This window comes from Salinimicrobium gaetbulicola (genome assembly GCF_042676025.1).
GTDB lineage: Bacteria > Bacteroidota > Bacteroidia > Flavobacteriales > Flavobacteriaceae > Salinimicrobium > Salinimicrobium gaetbulicola.
This window is the reverse complement of the sequence record NZ_JBHTJP010000032.1, coordinates 450,780-468,039: the sequence shown is the minus strand read 5'-3', so window position 1 is coordinate 468,039 and position 17,260 is coordinate 450,780. Positions and strand designations below refer to the sequence as shown.

At 39.8% G+C, this 17,260-nt stretch carries 17 protein-coding genes; 3 read left to right on the top strand and 14 right to left on the bottom strand.

Features of this window, described 5'->3' with window-relative positions; all coding sequences use genetic code 11:
• Positions 1 to 5: 5 nt before the first annotated feature.
• Positions 6 to 1,025, bottom strand: a complete 1,020-nt coding sequence (locus tag ACFQ1G_RS03530; RefSeq protein WP_380736892.1) for a helix-turn-helix domain-containing protein — start codon at positions 1,023 to 1,025, stop codon at positions 6 to 8.
• 495 nt (positions 1,026 to 1,520) lie between these two features.
• Here ACFQ1G_RS03530 and ACFQ1G_RS03525 point away from each other — a divergent pair, with 495 nt between their 5' ends.
• Positions 1,521 to 2,150 (top strand): NAD(P)H-dependent oxidoreductase, encoded by a 630-nt coding sequence (locus ACFQ1G_RS03525; RefSeq protein ID WP_380736891.1) that lies wholly within the window; start codon positions 1,521 to 1,523, stop codon positions 2,148 to 2,150.
• Here the strand turns inward: ACFQ1G_RS03525 and ribB are convergent.
• The 13 genes from ribB to ACFQ1G_RS03460 all read right to left on the bottom strand — a co-directional run bounded on the left by ribB (position 2,147) and on the right by ACFQ1G_RS03460 (position 14,774).
• Positions 2,147 to 3,283, bottom strand: coding sequence for a 3,4-dihydroxy-2-butanone-4-phosphate synthase (gene ribB, locus ACFQ1G_RS03520; RefSeq protein WP_380736890.1), 1,137 nt, complete (start codon positions 3,281 to 3,283; stop codon positions 2,147 to 2,149). The genes ACFQ1G_RS03525 and ribB overlap by 4 nt on opposite strands.
• A gap of 31 nt (positions 3,284 to 3,314) precedes the next feature.
• On the bottom strand, positions 3,315 to 4,763 hold the full coding sequence (locus ACFQ1G_RS03515) for an LptF/LptG family permease (RefSeq protein WP_380736889.1): 1,449 nt from the start codon (positions 4,761 to 4,763) through the stop codon (positions 3,315 to 3,317).
• On the bottom strand, positions 4,764 to 5,408 hold the full coding sequence (locus ACFQ1G_RS03510) for a LolA family protein (RefSeq protein ID WP_380736888.1): 645 nt from the start codon (positions 5,406 to 5,408) through the stop codon (positions 4,764 to 4,766).
• An 18-nt stretch (positions 5,409 to 5,426) separates the two neighbouring features.
• Positions 5,427 to 7,808 (bottom strand): FtsK/SpoIIIE family DNA translocase, encoded by a 2,382-nt coding sequence (locus tag ACFQ1G_RS03505; protein WP_380736887.1) that lies wholly within the window; start codon positions 7,806 to 7,808, stop codon positions 5,427 to 5,429.
• Positions 7,809 to 7,972: 164 nt separating this feature from the next.
• Complete coding sequence (locus tag ACFQ1G_RS03500) at positions 7,973 to 8,341, bottom strand: diacylglycerol kinase (RefSeq protein WP_380736886.1); 369 nt, start codon at positions 8,339 to 8,341, stop codon at positions 7,973 to 7,975.
• Complete coding sequence (gene tpx / locus ACFQ1G_RS03495) at positions 8,342 to 8,842, bottom strand: thiol peroxidase (protein WP_380736885.1); 501 nt, start codon at positions 8,840 to 8,842, stop codon at positions 8,342 to 8,344. It abuts the gene before it with no gap.
• A gap of 133 nt (positions 8,843 to 8,975) precedes the next feature.
• On the bottom strand, positions 8,976 to 9,224 hold the full coding sequence (locus ACFQ1G_RS03490) for a DUF6952 family protein (RefSeq protein ID WP_380736884.1): 249 nt from the start codon (positions 9,222 to 9,224) through the stop codon (positions 8,976 to 8,978).
• A complete protein-coding gene (locus ACFQ1G_RS03485; protein WP_380736883.1) occupies positions 9,205 to 9,516 on the bottom strand; it encodes a thioredoxin family protein in 312 nt (103 codons plus the stop codon). Before ACFQ1G_RS03485 ends, ACFQ1G_RS03490 begins: the two co-directional genes overlap by 20 nt.
• Positions 9,517 to 9,529: 13 nt before the next feature.
• Positions 9,530 to 10,168 carry a peroxiredoxin gene (locus tag ACFQ1G_RS03480; protein ID WP_380736882.1) on the bottom strand — a complete coding sequence of 213 codons (639 nt, stop codon included), beginning with the start codon at positions 10,166 to 10,168 and terminating at the stop codon, positions 9,530 to 9,532.
• A gap of 151 nt (positions 10,169 to 10,319) precedes the next feature.
• Positions 10,320 to 11,807 carry a Na+/H+ antiporter NhaC gene (gene nhaC / locus ACFQ1G_RS03475; RefSeq protein WP_380736881.1) on the bottom strand — a complete coding sequence of 496 codons (1,488 nt, stop codon included), beginning with the start codon at positions 11,805 to 11,807 and terminating at the stop codon, positions 10,320 to 10,322.
• Between the two features lie 175 nt (positions 11,808 to 11,982).
• A complete protein-coding gene (deoD, locus tag ACFQ1G_RS03470) occupies positions 11,983 to 12,687 on the bottom strand; it encodes a purine-nucleoside phosphorylase (RefSeq protein WP_380736880.1) in 705 nt (234 codons plus the stop codon).
• A complete protein-coding gene (deoC, locus tag ACFQ1G_RS03465; RefSeq protein WP_380738445.1) occupies positions 12,684 to 13,334 on the bottom strand; it encodes a deoxyribose-phosphate aldolase in 651 nt (216 codons plus the stop codon). Before deoC ends, deoD begins: the two co-directional genes overlap by 4 nt.
• Before the next feature lie 240 nt (positions 13,335 to 13,574).
• Positions 13,575 to 14,774 (bottom strand): aminotransferase class I/II-fold pyridoxal phosphate-dependent enzyme, encoded by a 1,200-nt coding sequence (locus ACFQ1G_RS03460; protein WP_380736879.1) that lies wholly within the window; start codon positions 14,772 to 14,774, stop codon positions 13,575 to 13,577.
• A 158-nt stretch (positions 14,775 to 14,932) separates the two neighbouring features.
• On the opposite strand from ACFQ1G_RS03460, the gene ACFQ1G_RS03455 reads away from it, so the two are divergent.
• The gene (locus ACFQ1G_RS03455) at positions 14,933 to 15,394 is read left to right on the top strand and encodes an Lrp/AsnC family transcriptional regulator (protein WP_380736878.1); all 462 of its coding nucleotides are present in this window, start codon (positions 14,933 to 14,935) and stop codon (positions 15,392 to 15,394) included.
• An 84-nt stretch (positions 15,395 to 15,478) separates the two neighbouring features.
• On the top strand, positions 15,479 to 16,885 hold the full coding sequence (lpdA, locus tag ACFQ1G_RS03450; RefSeq protein ID WP_380736877.1) for a dihydrolipoyl dehydrogenase: 1,407 nt from the start codon (positions 15,479 to 15,481) through the stop codon (positions 16,883 to 16,885).
• Positions 16,886 to 17,260 lie beyond the last annotated feature (375 nt).

Sequence of the window (17,260 nt, the reverse complement as noted above, 5' to 3'; positions counted from 1 at the left end):
GGTTCTTATTCACCGTCATTATGGTTTCTAAGGAAGTATTTAGGACTTACTCCGTATTTTTCTTTGAAGACCTTTGAAAAATAACTTCGGTTACTAAGCCCTATCATACTTACTATTTGAGAAATATTATGATCTGTCGTCATTAGGAGCTCTTTGGCGGCTTCCAGTTTGACCTGTTGCATATATTTATTGACTGTTAGGCCAAACATATGTTTAAAAGCTTCCTGAAGCTTATTTACATTGGTACCAACTTCCTTCGCAAGGTAATTGACAGAAAAATTACGGTTCATTTCTTTTTTGATGATCTTAACGGCCTGCTTCACTTTTTCAACATCAGACTGCCTGGTAAGGAAGGGTAGAGATTCGGAGTTTTGGTCTGTCTGGTATTGGATGATCTGTTTGGTAAGCATTTCATAGACTTTAGCTTCCAGAAAGATCGATCTTAGAAATCCCGTTTGAGATTTTTTATTGATCTCTTCAACAATATCGGCAAGTTCAATGCTGTAATTTCCTTGATAAAAAAAGACATCTTTAGCAACATTTTCCTCAAATAGGTTTTTAAGATTGGAATCCAATCCCTCAAAATTATAATTATTCCGAAGGCTGAATTTATCCCGAATGATCTCGAGGCTACACACATGGACGGTCTCATTCGCATTAAAGTACATTACATGTCCATTGTGACCTGCGCTTGAAACAATGGCATTTTGATAGGTGTCAATGGTGTGAGGATTCTCCTCATTTTCAAAAGCATGGTTGATCTTGCCTTTAGAGCAAAAAATGAATTTTAGAGGATGGATTTTGTTCGCTGAAAAATGAATTCTCAGATCTTTAAAAAAGGTGCAGTAATATTCAATGATTCCCAACCCCGAAGGAAAACTTGAACCGCGGATGAAACCGTAACCAATCTCTCTGGGTAGGTTTAAACAAAGTTCTCCTGCATCCCTTTCGATTGGTAGGTCTAATTTTTCAGACAGATCTATTAAAATCTCTTCTACAGGCAAGGCCTTTACATAAATTTCCATCGGGTGACGGCTTTTTTACCGGAAAGAGCAAACTGTAAGTTTTGCTTTTGGTAGGGTTTATAAGTTCTCTAATGTTTTTCTTAATCTTCTTAGAAATAGCTATTATTTAAATTTACCTTAATTAGGGCAAATACTTATTTAAAATAATGTTATAAACAACAATAGTTGTGGGGATAACATTAACCGACTGCATTACTTCGCTCTACATTTGTATTTAATAATAAAATCTTTCTGATTTCTAATCCGAATCATTCTGATTTTCAATTTTTTAGAAATGGATGTAGTCTATTTATTAATGGGTTTAGAAATCTTAATAGTTATCCTGATCACCGGATTTCTAATGAGGAGAGTCTATTCTAATTATTATAAAAAGAATAAAAAAGATCCCTTCAGGGACAAAAAGTTTAACAAAGGCCTTTAGGGGCCTTTTTTTATGGATACTCGGTTCATAAGTTCAAAGTTCAGGAATCCTTATCTTTGTGAAAATTATTGTTGATGGAGAGTGTAAAAGCTTTAAGATGGCGTTATGCCACTAAAAAATTCGATTCAGAGAAATTGTTAACTGCAGAAAAGATCGAAGTTCTGAAAAGGGCATTCAATCTCACCGCTACTTCATATGGCCTACAACCTTTAAAATTGCTTTTGGTTCAAAATAAAGAATTACAACAAAAGTTAATGGAGGCTTCTTACAATCAGAAGCAAGTAGGAACGGCTTCCCATGTCCTTGTAATTGGAATAGAAAAAGAAATTGGAAAATCCTTTATAGAAAAATACTTTAAGTATGTAAAGGATATACGCAATACTCCGGACGATATTTTAAATCCTTTTCGTGATTATCTTATCGGAGATTTTCAGAAAAAACCCATAGAAGAGATCAGGACCTGGGCCACGCACCAGGCATATCTGGTTCTTGGAACATTACTGACGGTTTGTGCGGTGGAAGAGATTGACTCCTGTCCTATGGAAGGATTTGAACCTGAAAAATATGACGAAATCCTTGGATTAGACAAATTCAACCTGCAGTCGGTGCTGGCATTGCCAGTGGGATACAGAGCCGAAGATGACTTTTTTGCCGACCTGAAAAAGGTGAGAAGACCGCTCGAAGAAACCGTTATTGAGATCTAATATCTCACGTATTCGGTTATTTCCAGTCCGTAACCTATCATTCCCACACGTTTGGTTTGTTGGGAATTAGACAGCAATCTTAATTTATGGATCTCAAGGTCGTGAAGGATCTGTGCCCCGATACCAAAATCTTTAGTATCCATGACAATGGGAGGGGCTTTCATTTCTCCTTTTTTCTGAATTTCCTTTAGTTCTTTCAACCTGTTTAGCAGGTTTAGGCTTTGGCTTTCCTGGTTAATGAAAACAATGGCTCCTCTGCCTTCTTCATTAACGGCCTTGAACATATAATCCAGTTTCTTTTCTGCATTATTGGTGAGGGTTCCCAAAATGTCATTATTGACAAGGGTAGAATTCACCCTTACCAAAACGGGCTCATCAGATTTCCAGGAACCTTTTGTAAGAGCTATATGTATTTGCTTATTGGTAGTTTGCTCATATGCCCTTAATCTAAATGTTCCAAAACGGGTCTGGATATCAAAGTCCTCTTTTTTATGAATAAGGGAGTCATGCTGCATTCTGTATGCAACAAGATCTTCGATAGAAACGAGTTTAAGATCAAAACGTTTAGCTACTTCTACCAATTGTGGTAGGCGTGCCATAGTACCGTCTTCGTTCATTATCTCAACGATCACGCCGGCCGGTTGAAATCCTGCTAATCGAGCAAAATCAATTGCAGCTTCGGTATGACCGGTTCTTCTAAGTACACCTCCTGCTTTTGCCTTTAACGGAAATATGTGTCCTGGTCGTCCCAGGTCTTGTGGTTTGGTTTCAGGGTCAATCAGTGATTTCACTGTTTTTGCCCTGTCGACTGCTGAAATTCCTGTGGTGACACCATTACCTTTAAGGTCTACTGAAATGGTAAAGGCAGTTTCCATCGGGTCAGTGTTATTGCCAACCATCATTTCCAGGTTTAGGTCCTTACACCTATTTTCAGTAAGCGGCGCGCAGATCAATCCCCGGCCATGGGTGGCCATAAAGTTGATCATTTCTGGAGTAACCTTTTCGGCCGCTGCAAGAAAATCACCTTCATTTTCGCGATCTTCATCATCGACGACAATAATGACCTTTCCGGCCCTGATGTCGTCAATAGCTTCTTTAATACTGTCTAATTTAAAGGAAGTTTCCTTAGCCATAACCGTGTTTTCTGTGTGTGGGCAAAGATATTTAAACCTTTTCGTTTCGGCCCATGATATGTGCTTTTTTCAGCAATTTTTTAATAGGTTCAAAAAGGGCGCTGAAGCCGAATAATCCCTGGTCTGTTGTAGCTCTGTAAGTAAGAATGATCCCTAGTGGTAACATGATCAAAGTAGATAGCCAGGTGGCTAAAAACGGACTTATAGTTCCTTCTTCGGCGCTGTTCTTGGCAAATATTCCTATAAAGTGATAGGTGAGGAAAAGGAGTATGGCTATAACCATTGGTAATCCCATTCCACCTTTCCTAATGATCGCTCCCAAAGGCGCACCTACAAAGAATAATACGATACAGGCAAAACCTAAAACATATTTTTCATGCAAGGCGATCTCGAATTTGTTAAGACGTTTGGAAGCCATTGTGAGTTCACTCGCTTTGGCCTCAACCGTAGTCAGTGCACCATTTATGTTGCCCAGGGCCAGGTTAATTATTTGTGAAGCCTTATATGGTTCGTAAAGAGGAAGGATGCCTTTTTCAATGTCAGGAACAGAGTCAGCAGGTTTCGACTTTTCCGGTATATTTTTAAGGCCCGTTCGAAGATAAAGGTTGTTTGATAAGCTCTCAACTCCGGAATTGTATGCTGTGGAAAATGAATCTATCGTCTGAGTTAATTCAGAGATCTTAAGCATATTATGCGAATTGCTGTAGCGTTCTTCATTGAGATCAACTTCATTGAACCCCGATAGATCCATGTTGATCACATACTCTTTAAAATAGCTTTTCGCAAATGGTTTTTTAGACCGGTCTTTCGGGGAGCTGGCCTGAATTTCATCATAATAGTTCCCATCCTTGAGAATTAAGCTAAGGATATTGGAATCTGTACTTCCCACCAATTCTCCTTCGGAAGCTTTTATCACTGTGAAATTTCCCGATCGGCGAGGGGATTTCTTATGAATGATGACATTTTCCAGATATTGATCATTATTACCACTCTTTTCGTCAACTTTAATATTGATCTCTCCCAGGTCATTGAATACCCCTTCAGAAATCACCATGGCCGGTTTTAACTGGGCGATGTTCTTCCGGAGGTTGATTGATTTATATTCGGCAGCCGGGATGACATTATTGGCGAAAAAGAATGCAGTCAAACTCACAAACAGGATAAAGACCGTAAGCGATCTCATGGCTCTCTGTAAAGAGATCCCTGCAGATTTCATGGCTGCAAATTCATAATTTTCGGCGAAATTTCCGAAGGTCATAATTGAAGTAAGCAGGATGGTAAGCGGTAAGACCAGGGGTACCAGCTTAGGGCTAAAATATAAAAGGAATTTTAGTATAATGACAAAATCGAGGTCCTTGCCGGCAAGTTCCCCGATGTATAGCCAGATGGTTTGCAATACAAAGATGAACATGAGTATTACAAAAACCGAAAAAAACGTTTTAAGGTAACTGGTAAGTATGTACCTGTCTAGGGTCTTCAATTAGTCAAGCCTGTTAATGTAGTAATCTTTATATCTATCTTCCTTGAACTGGAACAATGATTCCGGAATAGGCTGATTCGTCTTGAAACTGGTCACAGTTATCGTGATCTTAGTTCCGTTTGACTGAGTTTGAATAAGATTGTATATATGCTTGGTTTGTTTATCGATACCAAGCAGGATATTCTTGATCTCTGCATTCGTATCAATAGGGGTAAGCCTTACATACTGTATCTTTCTTCCTTTAAGGTCCACTGTTTTATCAATTTGAGACTTATAACCGTCGTTATAGAAAGTCAGCATTTTTGAAGGAGTGATATTCTGTTCTTCCTCAGGATTGTGAGAGGAGATATTGATCTCTTCATCTTCAGGTATAATAGTGTATAATTTCTTACCATCAAAAATACGGGTCGTACCCATAATATTCAGTAAGTACTTTTCACCTTCAAGACTCACGTCTCCTCGGGTTTCATGCTTTACATTTTCCGCAGTATTTTCAAGAGAATATTTAAAGTTAATTACGATGTTGTCATATCCTTTAACTTTAGAAGAAACCTCATTCAATAATGCATCGGTGTTGTTTGGAGATTGTGCATGGGCAAAAAAGGTAACCACAAACGCTAATACTAATAATCCTAACTTTTTCATTTTATTTTTTTAAGTTTTTTACTCATCTAGCAACCGGTTGAGGCTTTCCAAATCCTGTACCATAACTTGTCTGGCCTTACTGCCTTCAAATGGTCCTACGATTCCGGCAGCTTCCAGCTGATCGATGATTCTCCCTGCGCGATTATATCCTAATTTCAATTTTCTCTGAAGTAATGAGGCCGAACCTTGTTGGGCTAATACTATGACTTCAGCGGCTTCGCGAAAGAGTTTATCTCGTTCGCTTACATCAATATCAAGACCTGTGCCACTTTCCTCTCCGCTATACTCAGGAAGCTGGTATGCGTCTGCATAGGCTTTTTGAGATCCAATGTATTCGGTTATCTTTTCCACTTCCGGAGTGTCTACAAATGCACATTGTAGACGTAATAAGGTGTTACCCTGGGTGAAAAGCATATCTCCTTTCCCAATTAATTGATCGGCTCCCTGGCTGTCTAAAATGGTTCTTGAGTCAATTTTAGAAGTTACCCTGAAGGCTATACGTGCCGGAAAGTTGGCTTTGATGATACCGGTAATAACGTTAACCGATGGTCTTTGAGTAGCAATGATAAGGTGGATTCCAATGGCCCTTGCCAACTGGGCAAGTCTTGCGATAGGCGCTTCCACTTCTTTCCCTGCTGTCATGATAAGATCGGCAAACTCATCAACAACCAATACAATATATGGCAGAAAGCGGTGACCGTTCTCAGGATTTAATTTACGGGCCTTGAACTTGGTGTTGTATTCCTTAATGTTCCTTACCATAGCATCTTTCAGAAGCTCATAGCGGTCGTCCATTTCAATACAAAGTGAATTAAGGGTATTGATCACTTTCGTATTATCGGTAATAATGGCTTCTTCAGTATCTGGAAGTTTCGCCAGGTAATGACGTTCTATCTTGTTGAAAAGCGTTAATTCCACTTTCTTAGGATCCACTAAAATGAACTTCACTTCTGCGGGATGCTTGCTGTAGAGCAGTGAAGTTAAAATGGCGTTCAATCCAACTGATTTTCCCTGACCTGTAGCACCTGCCATAAGCAAGTGGGGCATTTTTGCAAGGTCTACCACGAAAGTCTCATTTGAAATGGTCTTTCCAAGTGCCATAGGCAATTCCATCTCGGCATGCTGGAATTTAGGTGATGCGATCACACTGCGCATGGAAACCATGGTCGCGTTCTTGTTAGGCACCTCGATACCAATTGTTCCCTTGCCGGGAATAGGAGCGATAATTCGAATTCCAAGTGCAGAAAGTGAAAGTGCGATATCATCTTCCAGGCTTTTGATCTTTGAAATACGAATTCCGGCCTCTGGAATTATTTCATATAAAGTAACGGTTGGGCCTACTGTCGCCTTGATTTGGGCGATATCGATCTTATAATTCTTAAGCGTATCAACAATGCGGTTCTTATTTTCCTCGAGCTCCTCTTGATTGATGGTGATCCCGCCACCATTGGCATTGTAGTCTTTTAAAAGTTCTACCGTTGGGAACTGGTAGTTCTTAAGTTCTAAGGTCGGGTCAAATTCGCCGTAATCTTCAACAAGTTTTTTGCTCAGTTTGTCTTCAACGGCTTCTTCGACCGCCGTTTCTACTTCCATTTCCACATCGTCAGGGTTTTCCTGAGATTTGATCACGATCTTCTCTGGTGCCGGTTGCGGTTGCGGTTGAGATTCGTCTTCAGGTTCTTCTGAAATTTCTTCGGATGGCTCTGCTGAAGCATGATCCAGATCTTCCTCTAGTGGCTCTGTGTATGCGGTTTCTCCTGAAGTACTTTCTGTAGTATCGGAATAGTTTTTAAAGTCTTCTTTAATATCTTTTTTAGTATTCCTGAAATATATCAGGATCTTTTCAGGAGTGAGCTTCAGCCTGGCAACCATATAGACCACGAGGAGAAAGGTGAGGAGTAGGACCGTCCCGGTAAACCCAAGATAATCCTGTAAATAATCGTTCATTTCATATCCTACGGTTCCGCCCAGCAACGAGTTGGAAGGGGCAAAAAATCCGAAGAAAACAGAAAGCCATATCATCACCAGAACTCCCCAGAACCAAAAGTTTTTCAGAGCTTGTTTATTTAAGTTAAAGAAGAAATAAATGCCCGAGGTGATGGTTAAAATGGCAAGTGCGAAGGCTGCGATCCCAAAGCCTTCGTAGATGAAAAAGTTACTGATGCCGGCTCCAAATTTGCTCAGCAGATTTTGAGTTTTTACCTCACGATCTCCTAATTGTCCAAGGACACTTTGATCTGCCTGCCAGTTAAAAAGAAATGATATAAACGCTATAAGTAATGCCAGACCAAAAAGAACCAAAAAACTACCCAGAATAATCTTGTTTTTGGGGGATAGTGTAAAGGAAGGCTTAGTGAAGCGGGACTGTTTTGGTTTTTGACTAGCTTTCTTTTTTGGCATATTACAACGACGTGTTTGGAGCAAAAATACAAATTAGGACCATCTAATATAAAGAAAACCTAAAATCTATTTGTAAACTTGGTTAACTAAAACAATAAGATGTTAAAGCGGCCTTTTAAGAACTGTTAAGAATAGTGAATATTGTAGTACTTGTCTTTTAAATTTTAGACAGTATAAAAGATGTAAGGAAAGTAAATAATGACGCCAATGATCACTGCGATCACAGCCGCAAAAAATACAGCACCTGCAGCAACATCTTTGATTTGACCAATTTTTGTATGATAATCAGGGTGAATGAAATCGGCAATTTTTTCCGCCGCAGTATTCAGGCCTTCACAGCACATTACAAGGCCTATGGATAGCAACTGGAACATCCATTCTGTGGCTGTAATATCAAAGTAAAAACCGGCTACGGTAACGAGAATTGCTAGAATTAACTGTAGTTGAATGCTGTGCTCATGTTTGATCAAGAGCCAGGCACCTTTTATAGCATAACCACCTCCTCGAATACGGCCGGTGATAAAATCATACATTTATAATAGTGTTTTTAGAGCTTCCAGGTAATTGGGTTCCTGATTGATTTCTTTGACCTGTTGGGTGTATAGGATCTTCCCGTTCTCATCAAGAACGATCACTACACGCGATAAAAGTCCTTCCCAGGGTCCGTCGATCATTTCCAACCCGTAATCCTTTCCGAAATTTCGCTCACGAAAATCTGATAAATTAACCACATTTCCAATATTTTCTTCTTCCACAAATCGTTGCTGTGCGAATGGTAGGTCACGAGAAATGTTAAGGAGTATAACATTATCCATTTCAGCTACTTTTTTACTGAAGTTACGTACAGAAGTGGAGCAAAAGTCAGTATCAATACTTGGAAAAATATTCATAACCACCCGGTGGCCTTTGAAATCCTGGAGCGTTGCAATAGTTAGATCAGATTTCAATAACTCAAAATGTGGAGCCTTTTCTCCTTTTTCAGGGAGGTGCCCATAAGTGGTAACAGGTTTTCCTTTAAACGTTATTTGTGACATATTCTTTATCTGGTTGGTGGTTTAGTTATTAAATTTAAAATATTACCTGCTGGCTTTTACTAAAATTATCATAAAACAATAAAGGCTGCCTTTATAATAAAAGCAGCCTTTATCAGGTTTTTTGGAAAGGTTCTTATTTGTCTATTGAACCTAACACTTTTTGCATGAAAGAATTCGCGGCGTCACGCTCGGACATTCCTTCATCTATCATCTTTTGAACTTCAAGAGCTCCACAGATATTGCTTATAAGTTCCCCTACCACATCCATTTCCTGGTCTGTGACAGAACGGTGTTCGCTGAAAGATTCCAGCACCTCGAGGGTGCTTTCAAGCTTCTGCGGCTCATTGTTCTTTTGAAGATGTCTAATTACTGGTAACTTCATTAACTAGGTCTTTTAAAAGTTCAAATTTATTGGTCTGCACCTGGTTGACCAATGTCCCGTTCTTAAAGGTTGCAAAAGTGGGCAAATTGTCCACTTTTGCAAGTTTTCTTGATTCAGGGAATTTTTCGGCATCAACCAGGAGAAAAGTCGCATTCTCATTTTCTGAAGCAAGTTTCTTGAACTTAGGTTTCATAACCCTGCAGTTCCCACACCAGCCGGCCATATATTGAACGACTACCGTGTCATTTTCTGAAACTACTTCTGCTAAATTATCATTTGTCAATTCTCTCATTGTTGTGCTTTTTTTAGTTTGAGCTTAAGTAAGTAGCAACACCTGCGCGGTTGGCATTCATTGCTTCTTTTCCTTCTTCCCAGTTTGCAGGACAAACTTCACCTTTCTCCTGTACGTGAGTGTAAGCATCGATCAAACGGATGAATTCGTTTACGTTTCTTCCTAGTGGCATATGGTTAACACCTTCATGGAATACTACACCTTCCTCATCAATAAGGTATGTAGCACGGTAAGTTACGTTATCACCTTCAACAGTATAAACACCTGTTTCGTCATCATACTTCTCATTTGAGATGTCAAGGATACCTAACTGGTTAGCAAGGTTTCTGTTAGAATCGGCAAGGATAGGGTAAGTTACTCCTTCAATTCCTCCCTGATCTTTTGGAGTATTTAACCATGCAAAGTGAACTTCTGGAGTATCACAAGATGCTCCGATCACCATTACATTTCTTTTTTCAAATTCTGAAAGTGCTTCCTGAAAAGCGTGAAGCTCTGTTGGACAAACAAAAGTGAAATCTTTAGGGTACCAGAAAAGTAAAACTTTCTTACCATTCTTTTGTGCCTCTTCGAATACATTGATCTTAAAGGTGTCACCCATTTCGTTCATTGCGTTCACTTCTAAATTTGGGAATTTCTTTCCTACTAAAGCCATATAATTATTGTTTATGATTATTTAATTAATTTCTGGTACAAAGATAAAAACAAACCGCACCCATGGGGGTGCGGCAAATTTTAATTTTTTATTTCGGTATAGGTTTTGTCAATTGTCGTTTTAATTTTTAATAAACAAATGTTATTGGTGACTATGCGGCGACCGGTTCACTTTCCTTTAACTGTTTGATCTTTATGTTGAAAGCAGCAAATAATAAGGTCATGAACGGACTTAGATAGTTGAAGATAGCATACACGAAGTACGAGGCAACCGGTACACCTAAAACTCCACTATGATACGCTCCACAGGTATTCCATGGTATTAACACCGAGGTTACCGTTCCCGAATCCTCCAACGTTCTACTTAGGTTTTCAGGAGCAAGACCTTTGTCTCGATAAGCTTTGGCGAACATTTTTCCCGGTACAACGATCGCCAGGTATTGATCTGATGCTGTTGCGTTCAGGGCCAAACAGCTTATTACCGTACTGGTAAATAATCCGAAGGTCGTGTGAAAGAGGTTAAGTAAAGAGCGACTGATCGTCGCCAATGCCCCAATGGCATCCATGATACCTCCAAAAACCATTGCGCAAATGATAAGCCAGATGGTACCCAGCATTCCTGCCATTCCTCCGGAAGAGAAAAGGTCGTTCAATTGTTCATTTTCGGTTACAATGGAAGTATCTACCGTAATGGCATTCATGATCCCTTTGTAAGCCGTTTCAAAAGTTAGATTTTCAGACCCTGCTACAGATGCAACTACTTCGGGCTGGAAGAAAAGTGCTGCTGCTGCTCCTAAAAGAGTTCCCAGTAAAAGGGCAATTAGAGGTGGTGTTTTCTTAATGATCAACACGATTACTAAAACCGGTACGATAAACAACCAGCCATTAATATTAAAAGCAGCTTCAATTGAACTCAGGATAGAAGCGGTATCGGCTGTTCCTGAAGGTTCAATAGTGAAACCCAGTATGATAAAGACTAGTAGGGTGATACTAATGGTTGGAACCGTGGTTAAGGTCATATACCTGATATGCGTAAACAGGTCAGTTCCAGCCATTGCAGGTGCCAGGTTAGTGGTGTCACTCAATGGCGATAATTTATCACCAAAATATGCTCCCGATAAAATTGCTCCGGCAGTCATGCCTACTGAAATTCCCAAAGCTTCGGCAATCCCGACTAAGGCAATACCTACTGTAGCTGAAGTCGTCCAACTGCTACCTGTCGCAACAGAGATCACCGAACAAATTATTACGCAAGCCGCTAGAAAGATGGTAGGATTAAGGATTTGTAAGCCGTAATAGATCATCGTTGGAATGATCCCGCTTACCAGCCAGGTTCCGGCCAGAGAACCAACCATTAACAGTATTAGAATAGCCCCGGTTGTCGATTTGATATTCTGGGCAACCTCTTCGATCATTTTATCAAAAGACACCTTATTGAAAACTCCTACTAAAGCTGCTACCGCACCGCCCAGTAAAAGTATAAATTGGTTGGAACCGCTGAGAGCATCGTCTCCAAAAACAAAAACATTATAGGCTAACATCCCGATAAGAGCGAAAACGGGAATCAAAGCTTCCCATATGTTCAATTCTCTGTTTTCGGTGATTTCTTCAGGGTCTTTCGTAAACTTTTCGTCTTCCATTTAACGGGGGATATAATTTTTTCGCCTGTAATGTTACGATTTTTCAGGAAGAGTTGAAAGTGAAGACTTTTAATTAAGAGCGTTCTTGTGGCGTAAGTGATTGATTTACTTCAGGAAATAAAAAAAGCGGAAACTTTTCGGTTACCGCTTTTCAATATATTAAAGATTAAATTTTCTAATTCTCACCCAATTCCAGAGCGATCTCAACCATTTCACTGAAGGTGGTTTCTCTTTCTTCGGTGGAAGTTTTTTCTCCTGTGACCAATGAATCTGAAATGGTCAGTAAAGAAAGTGCGTTTACATTATGTTTTGCTGCCAGAGTATATAAACCTGAAGTTTCCATTTCAACGCACAAGACTCCGAATTTTGACCATTTCTGGTAAGATTCGAATTCATCGGCATAAAATTCATCACTGGTTAGTACATTTCCTGCTTTAACTTCAATACCTTTTTCTTTGGCTAACTCAATTGCTTTCTGAAATAATCCGAAGTTGGCGGTAGGAGCGAAGTCGGCTCCCTGGAAACGCGCCTGGTTGATGCCAGAAGTGGAAGAAGCCGCCATGGCGATCACAATGTCTCTCAGTTTTACACTTTTTTGATAGGACCCTGCGCTTCCAACCCTTATCAGGTTTTTAACGTTATAATCATTGATTAGTTCATGGGCATAGATCGAAATGGAAGGTACTCCCATTCCTGTTCCCTGAACTGATATTCTTTTTCCTTTATAAGTACCGGTATACCCAAACATGTTGCGAACCTTGTTGTAACACTTCACATCTTTCAGATAGGTTTCCGCGATCCATTTCGCACGAAGTGGATCTCCCGGTAATAATACTGTTTCTGCTATCTCGCCTTTTTTTGCTCCTATATGAATGCTCATCCTTTTAATTCCTTTACTATTGATACTCCTGAAGATGTTCCAATTCTTTCAACTCCCGCTTCAATATAAGAAAGAGCGGTGTCTAAATTTTTGATTCCGCCGGAAGCTTTGATCTTAGCGCTTCCGTTAACGGCTTTCTTCATAAGTTTAATGTTTTCCATTTTAGCTCCGTCTGTTCCAAAACCGGTAGAGGTCTTGACGTAATCTGCTTTTGCATTTACGGCCAGTTCACTTGCGATCACAATTTCCTGAGGAGTCAGATAACAGGTTTCGATGATCACTTTTAAAACTTTGTCCCCAATTACATTTTTAATTGCCGCGATCTCATCTTCAACCTTTTTAAGGTTTTTAGACTTTAGTTCCCCAATATTGATCACCATATCAATTTCTTCAGCTCCGTCTTTTAATGCCTGTTCAGCTTCAAACACTTTTGCTTCGGTAGACATGGCTCCTAAAGGAAAGCCTACTACGGCACAAACCTTAACCTTGGAATTTGACAATTGCTTTTTAGCGAGTGGTACATAGCCACTGTTTACACAAACCGAGAAAAATTCATATTCCCTGGCTTCTTTACATAGTTCAATAATATCAGCTTCGGTTGCGGTCGCTTTTAAAATGGTGTGGTCTATAAATTTGTTGATCTCTATCATAGATATATTTATTGTATGCAAAATTGATGGATGAAATTTCTATTTCAAATGATATAGGTCATTGAAATGTCTTTTTTCTGAATGGCAAAACCTCACAAATATAAGTAAACCTAATTCGATTTCAGCTGAAATTTAAAGAAAGAGGCTTTCCAAAAATGTGATTTTGGAAAGCCTCTTTGGTTTATAGTTTCTCTTTCAGGAGTTTATTGAAATCCTTCCGAAGAAATTTATTTGCGATTACAGGATGTTAAGTTCCTTCATGCATTCTTTCATCATGTTGTAGGTTCTTTCAATATCATTGTCAAGACCTATTGAGAAACGGATGATCCCATCTGTAAGACCCATTTCCTTTTGTTCCTCTTCAGGAATTTCCGAAGAAGTAGAAGTTCCCGGCGCACTGAAAAGAGTTTTGTAAAATCCAAGACTTACCGCCAGGTATCCCAGGTTCTTTTCCTGCATAAGTTCCATTAAAGCATTGGCTTTGTCCAGAGATCCGGCATCAACAACCAGCATTCCTCCAAAACCGTATTCTTCATTCATCATACTCTTGTAAAGCTCATGACTTGGATGGCTTTTAAGTCCAGGATAAACGGTCTTCAAACCGTCAGCTTCGAACTTTTCTGCCAGGTATAAAGCATTTTTGCTGTGTTGTTTGATCCTGATGTGAAGAGTCCTTAAGTTCTTAAGAATAGAAGCGGCACGCATACTGTCCATGGTTGGACCTAACAACATGTTCGCACCATCATTCACGCTTCTTAAGGAGTCAATGAATTCCTGACTCGCACAGGTAACTCCTCCAACAGTATCACTACTTCCATTGATGAATTTCGTTAAACTGTGAATCACAACATCAGCACCCAGTTCGATCGGGGAAATGGCAAGCGGTGAGAACGTATTATCTACTACTAAAGGAAGACCGTGCTTTTTCGCGATTTTTGAAAGTGCAGGAATATCGGCTACTTCCAGCAACGGATTGCTCACAGCCTCACAGTATAGTACTTTTGTATCCTTGGTGATCGCGGCTTCGACTTTTTCCAAATCTGTAATGTCAACAAACGAAGTTGTGATGTTGAGTCTTGGAGCAAAATTCTTCAGGAAAGCATAGGTTCCGCCGTAAATAGTTCGGCTGGAAACCACATGGTCACCGGCCTGACACAATTGTAATAAAACCGGAGTGATCGCACCCATACCGCTGGCAGCTACATTGGCAGCTTCGGTTCCTTCCATGGCAGCAAGTGCTTCTCCTAAATATAGATTGGAAGGAGAGGAGTGTCGGGAGTATAAGTAACAACCTTCAGCGTTTCCTTCAAAAGTGTCGAACATTGTCTTTGCAGAAAGGAAGGTGTAAGTGGATGAATCGGAAATGCTTGGGTTTACCCCTCCAAATTCTCCAAAATATTGTAGATCCTGAATGTGGTCTGCCGGCTTAAATTTCATGGTGTTATAGTTTTTTCGGTTTTCCCAAAATAAAGGGAAATAGGAATATTAATCAATGATACTCGTCAAATATGGAAAATTAATCTACTAAAAATGATTATTTCAGTTTAAAAATCTTTTACATTTGAGGATATTATCTTATTTGAGAAAAAATTACAATGAAACTCGATCAAATTGATAAAAAGTTACTGGCCTTACTTCAGGAAGACAGTAAAAAGACTAATAAGGAATTATCTGGAAAACTGAATCTCTCAGTAACCGCAGTCTATGAGAGGATCAGGAAGCTGGAAAGGGCAGGAGTGATCGATAAATATGTGGCTCTTGTAAAACCTGAAAAGATCGACCGTTCTTTTACCGCCTTCTGCCAGATAAAACTTGTGCAACATACAAAAGGAAATGTGACCCGGTTTGAATCCCAGGTCGCAGGCCTTTCCGAAGTGCTTGAGGTCTTCCACGTGAGCGGGGAATATGATTATATCCTCAAGGTGATGGTAAAGGACATGGAAGCCTACCGTAATTTTATGCTGAATAAGCTTACTGCTCTCGATCACATTGGCAGTACACAGAGTACTTTCGTGATAAGCCCGGTTAAAAACACATCTGCTTTAAGTACAGATTAGAGTCTTAAAACTGCATTGGTCATTGTCATTATTAGTCGTACTTTTGCTAATCACAAACAAAAATCAATACAAAAAAACATATTTATGAGCACATATGATGTTGCTGTTATAGGTTCAGGCCCCGGAGGTTACGTAGCTGCGATTCGCTGCGCCCAGTTGGGAATGAAAACCGCACTTATTGAGAAATATTCGAGTTTGGGAGGTACTTGTCTTAACGTAGGATGTATCCCAAGTAAGGCCTTACTTGATTCTTCTCACCATTATGATGACGCTGTAAAGCATTTTGAAGAACACGGAATTGAAGTTCCCGGAGAAGTGAAGGTAAATCTGGGAAAAATGATCGAGCGTAAGCAGTCGGTAGTTGATCAAACCGTTGATGGGATCAAATTTCTGATGAATAAAAATAAGATCGATGTTTTCGAAGGAGTAGGATCTTTTAAAGACGCGACTCATATAACTATCGATAAAACTGAAGGAGAGGCTGAAACCATTGAGGCCAAAAATATCATTATTGCCACAGGTTCCAAGCCATCGACACTGCCATTCATAAAGATCGATAAGGAACGAATCATTACTTCTACCGAAGCTCTTAAGTTGAAGGAGATCCCTAAGCATATGGTTGTAATAGGAGGAGGAGTGATCGGCCTTGAACTTGGTCAGGTATACAAACGCCTTGGTGCAGATGTTTCTGTGGTGGAGTATATGGACCGCATTATACCAACAATGGATTCTGCTCTTTCTAAGGAGCTTACCAAGAGTCTTAAGAAACAGGGTGTTAAATTCTATGTTTCTCACAAAGTGGGCTCTGTAGAGCGTTCCGGAGAAGAAGTTGTGATCAAAGCTGAAGATAAAAAAGGTAAATCCGTTGAATTCAAAGGAGATTACTGTTTGGTTTCTGTAGGAAGAAGACCTTACACTGACGGATTAAATGCTGATGCAGCCGGGGTTAAGATAGATGACCGCGGAAGGGTTGAAGTAAACGAGCATTTACAGACATCTGTTAAGAATATCTATGCGATTGGAGATGTTGTAAAAGGTGCTATGCTGGCTCATAAAGCTGAGGAAGAAGGAGTTTTTGTGGCTGAAACAATTGCCGGACAAAAACCTCATATTAACTACGACCTTATTCCCGGGGTAGTTTATACCTGGCCAGAAGTAGCTGCGGTTGGGAAGACCGAAGAGCAATTAAAGGAAGAAGGTGTAGAATATAAGGAAGGTAAATTCCCAATGCGTGCTTTGGGACGTTCCCGTGCCAGTGGAGACATTGACGGAATGGTGAAAATTCTGGCCGATGCCAAGACTGATGAAGTTCTGGGAGTGCACATGATAGGTGCCCGAGTTGCTGATCTTATTGCTGAAGCGGTTACAGCCATGGAATTCCGCGCTTCTGCAGAAGATATCGCTCGTATGAGTCATGCGCATCCTACTTATGCTGAAGCCGTGAAGGAAGCCGCTCTCGCCGCAACCGATAACCGACCGATCCACATGTAAAAACTGGATTTTTAGTATATCAGGAAGCCTGAAAATTCAATTTTCAGGCTTTTTTTATGGAAATTATTTTATTGAAAATTTTGTTATTAAATCTCATTTCAACGATTTACTTTACTACATTTAAAACGTTCATTTAAATACAACAAACACCATGGCAAAAGAAAAGTCTCCGTCAAAGAATTCAGCAAAGAAAGAACCTGTCTTGAGTTTAAAAGAGAAGCGTGCCGCCAAGGCCGCTAAAAAGAAGAACAGATCATAGCTTAAATTTTGTATAAAATAAAGGTTGCCGGGAAGGCAGCTTTTTTTTTAGTTTTCAGTCAATGAAAAATTTTTAAAAGTGACCCGGCCTTTTTCACAGCTACCGGTTTTTCTTTT

Excerpts from the sequence above, each read along its gene's own strand:
- ACFQ1G_RS03525 (WP_380736891.1), top strand. The coding sequence starts at position 1,521 with ATGGAGAGTGTAAAAGCTTTAAGATGGCGTTATGCCACTAAAAAATTC.
- nhaC (WP_380736881.1), bottom strand. The coding sequence starts at position 11,807 with ATGGAAGACGAAAAGTTTACGAAAGACCCTGAAGAAATCACCGAAAAC.
- ACFQ1G_RS03460 (WP_380736879.1), bottom strand. The coding sequence starts at position 14,774 with ATGAAATTTAAGCCGGCAGACCACATTCAGGATCTACAATATTTTGGA.
- deoD (WP_380736880.1), bottom strand. The coding sequence starts at position 12,687 with ATGAGCATTCATATAGGAGCAAAAAAAGGCGAGATAGCAGAAACAGTA.
- lpdA (WP_380736877.1), top strand. The coding sequence starts at position 15,479 with ATGAGCACATATGATGTTGCTGTTATAGGTTCAGGCCCCGGAGGTTAC.
- ACFQ1G_RS03455 (WP_380736878.1), top strand. The coding sequence starts at position 14,933 with ATGAAACTCGATCAAATTGATAAAAAGTTACTGGCCTTACTTCAGGAA.
- ACFQ1G_RS03505 (WP_380736887.1), bottom strand. The coding sequence starts at position 7,808 with ATGCCAAAAAAGAAAGCTAGTCAAAAACCAAAACAGTCCCGCTTCACT.
- ACFQ1G_RS03490 (WP_380736884.1), bottom strand. The coding sequence starts at position 9,224 with ATGAAGTTACCAGTAATTAGACATCTTCAAAAGAACAATGAGCCGCAG.
- tpx (WP_380736885.1), bottom strand. The coding sequence starts at position 8,842 with ATGTCACAAATAACGTTTAAAGGAAAACCTGTTACCACTTATGGGCAC.
- ACFQ1G_RS03500 (WP_380736886.1), bottom strand. The coding sequence starts at position 8,341 with ATGTATGATTTTATCACCGGCCGTATTCGAGGAGGTGGTTATGCTATA.
- ACFQ1G_RS03480 (WP_380736882.1), bottom strand. The coding sequence starts at position 10,168 with ATGGCTTTAGTAGGAAAGAAATTCCCAAATTTAGAAGTGAACGCAATG.
- ACFQ1G_RS03485 (WP_380736883.1), bottom strand. The coding sequence starts at position 9,516 with ATGAGAGAATTGACAAATGATAATTTAGCAGAAGTAGTTTCAGAAAAT.
- ACFQ1G_RS03530 (WP_380736892.1), bottom strand. The coding sequence starts at position 1,025 with ATGGAAATTTATGTAAAGGCCTTGCCTGTAGAAGAGATTTTAATAGAT.
- ACFQ1G_RS03510 (WP_380736888.1), bottom strand. The coding sequence starts at position 5,408 with ATGAAAAAGTTAGGATTATTAGTATTAGCGTTTGTGGTTACCTTTTTT.
- ribB (WP_380736890.1), bottom strand. The coding sequence starts at position 3,283 with ATGGCTAAGGAAACTTCCTTTAAATTAGACAGTATTAAAGAAGCTATT.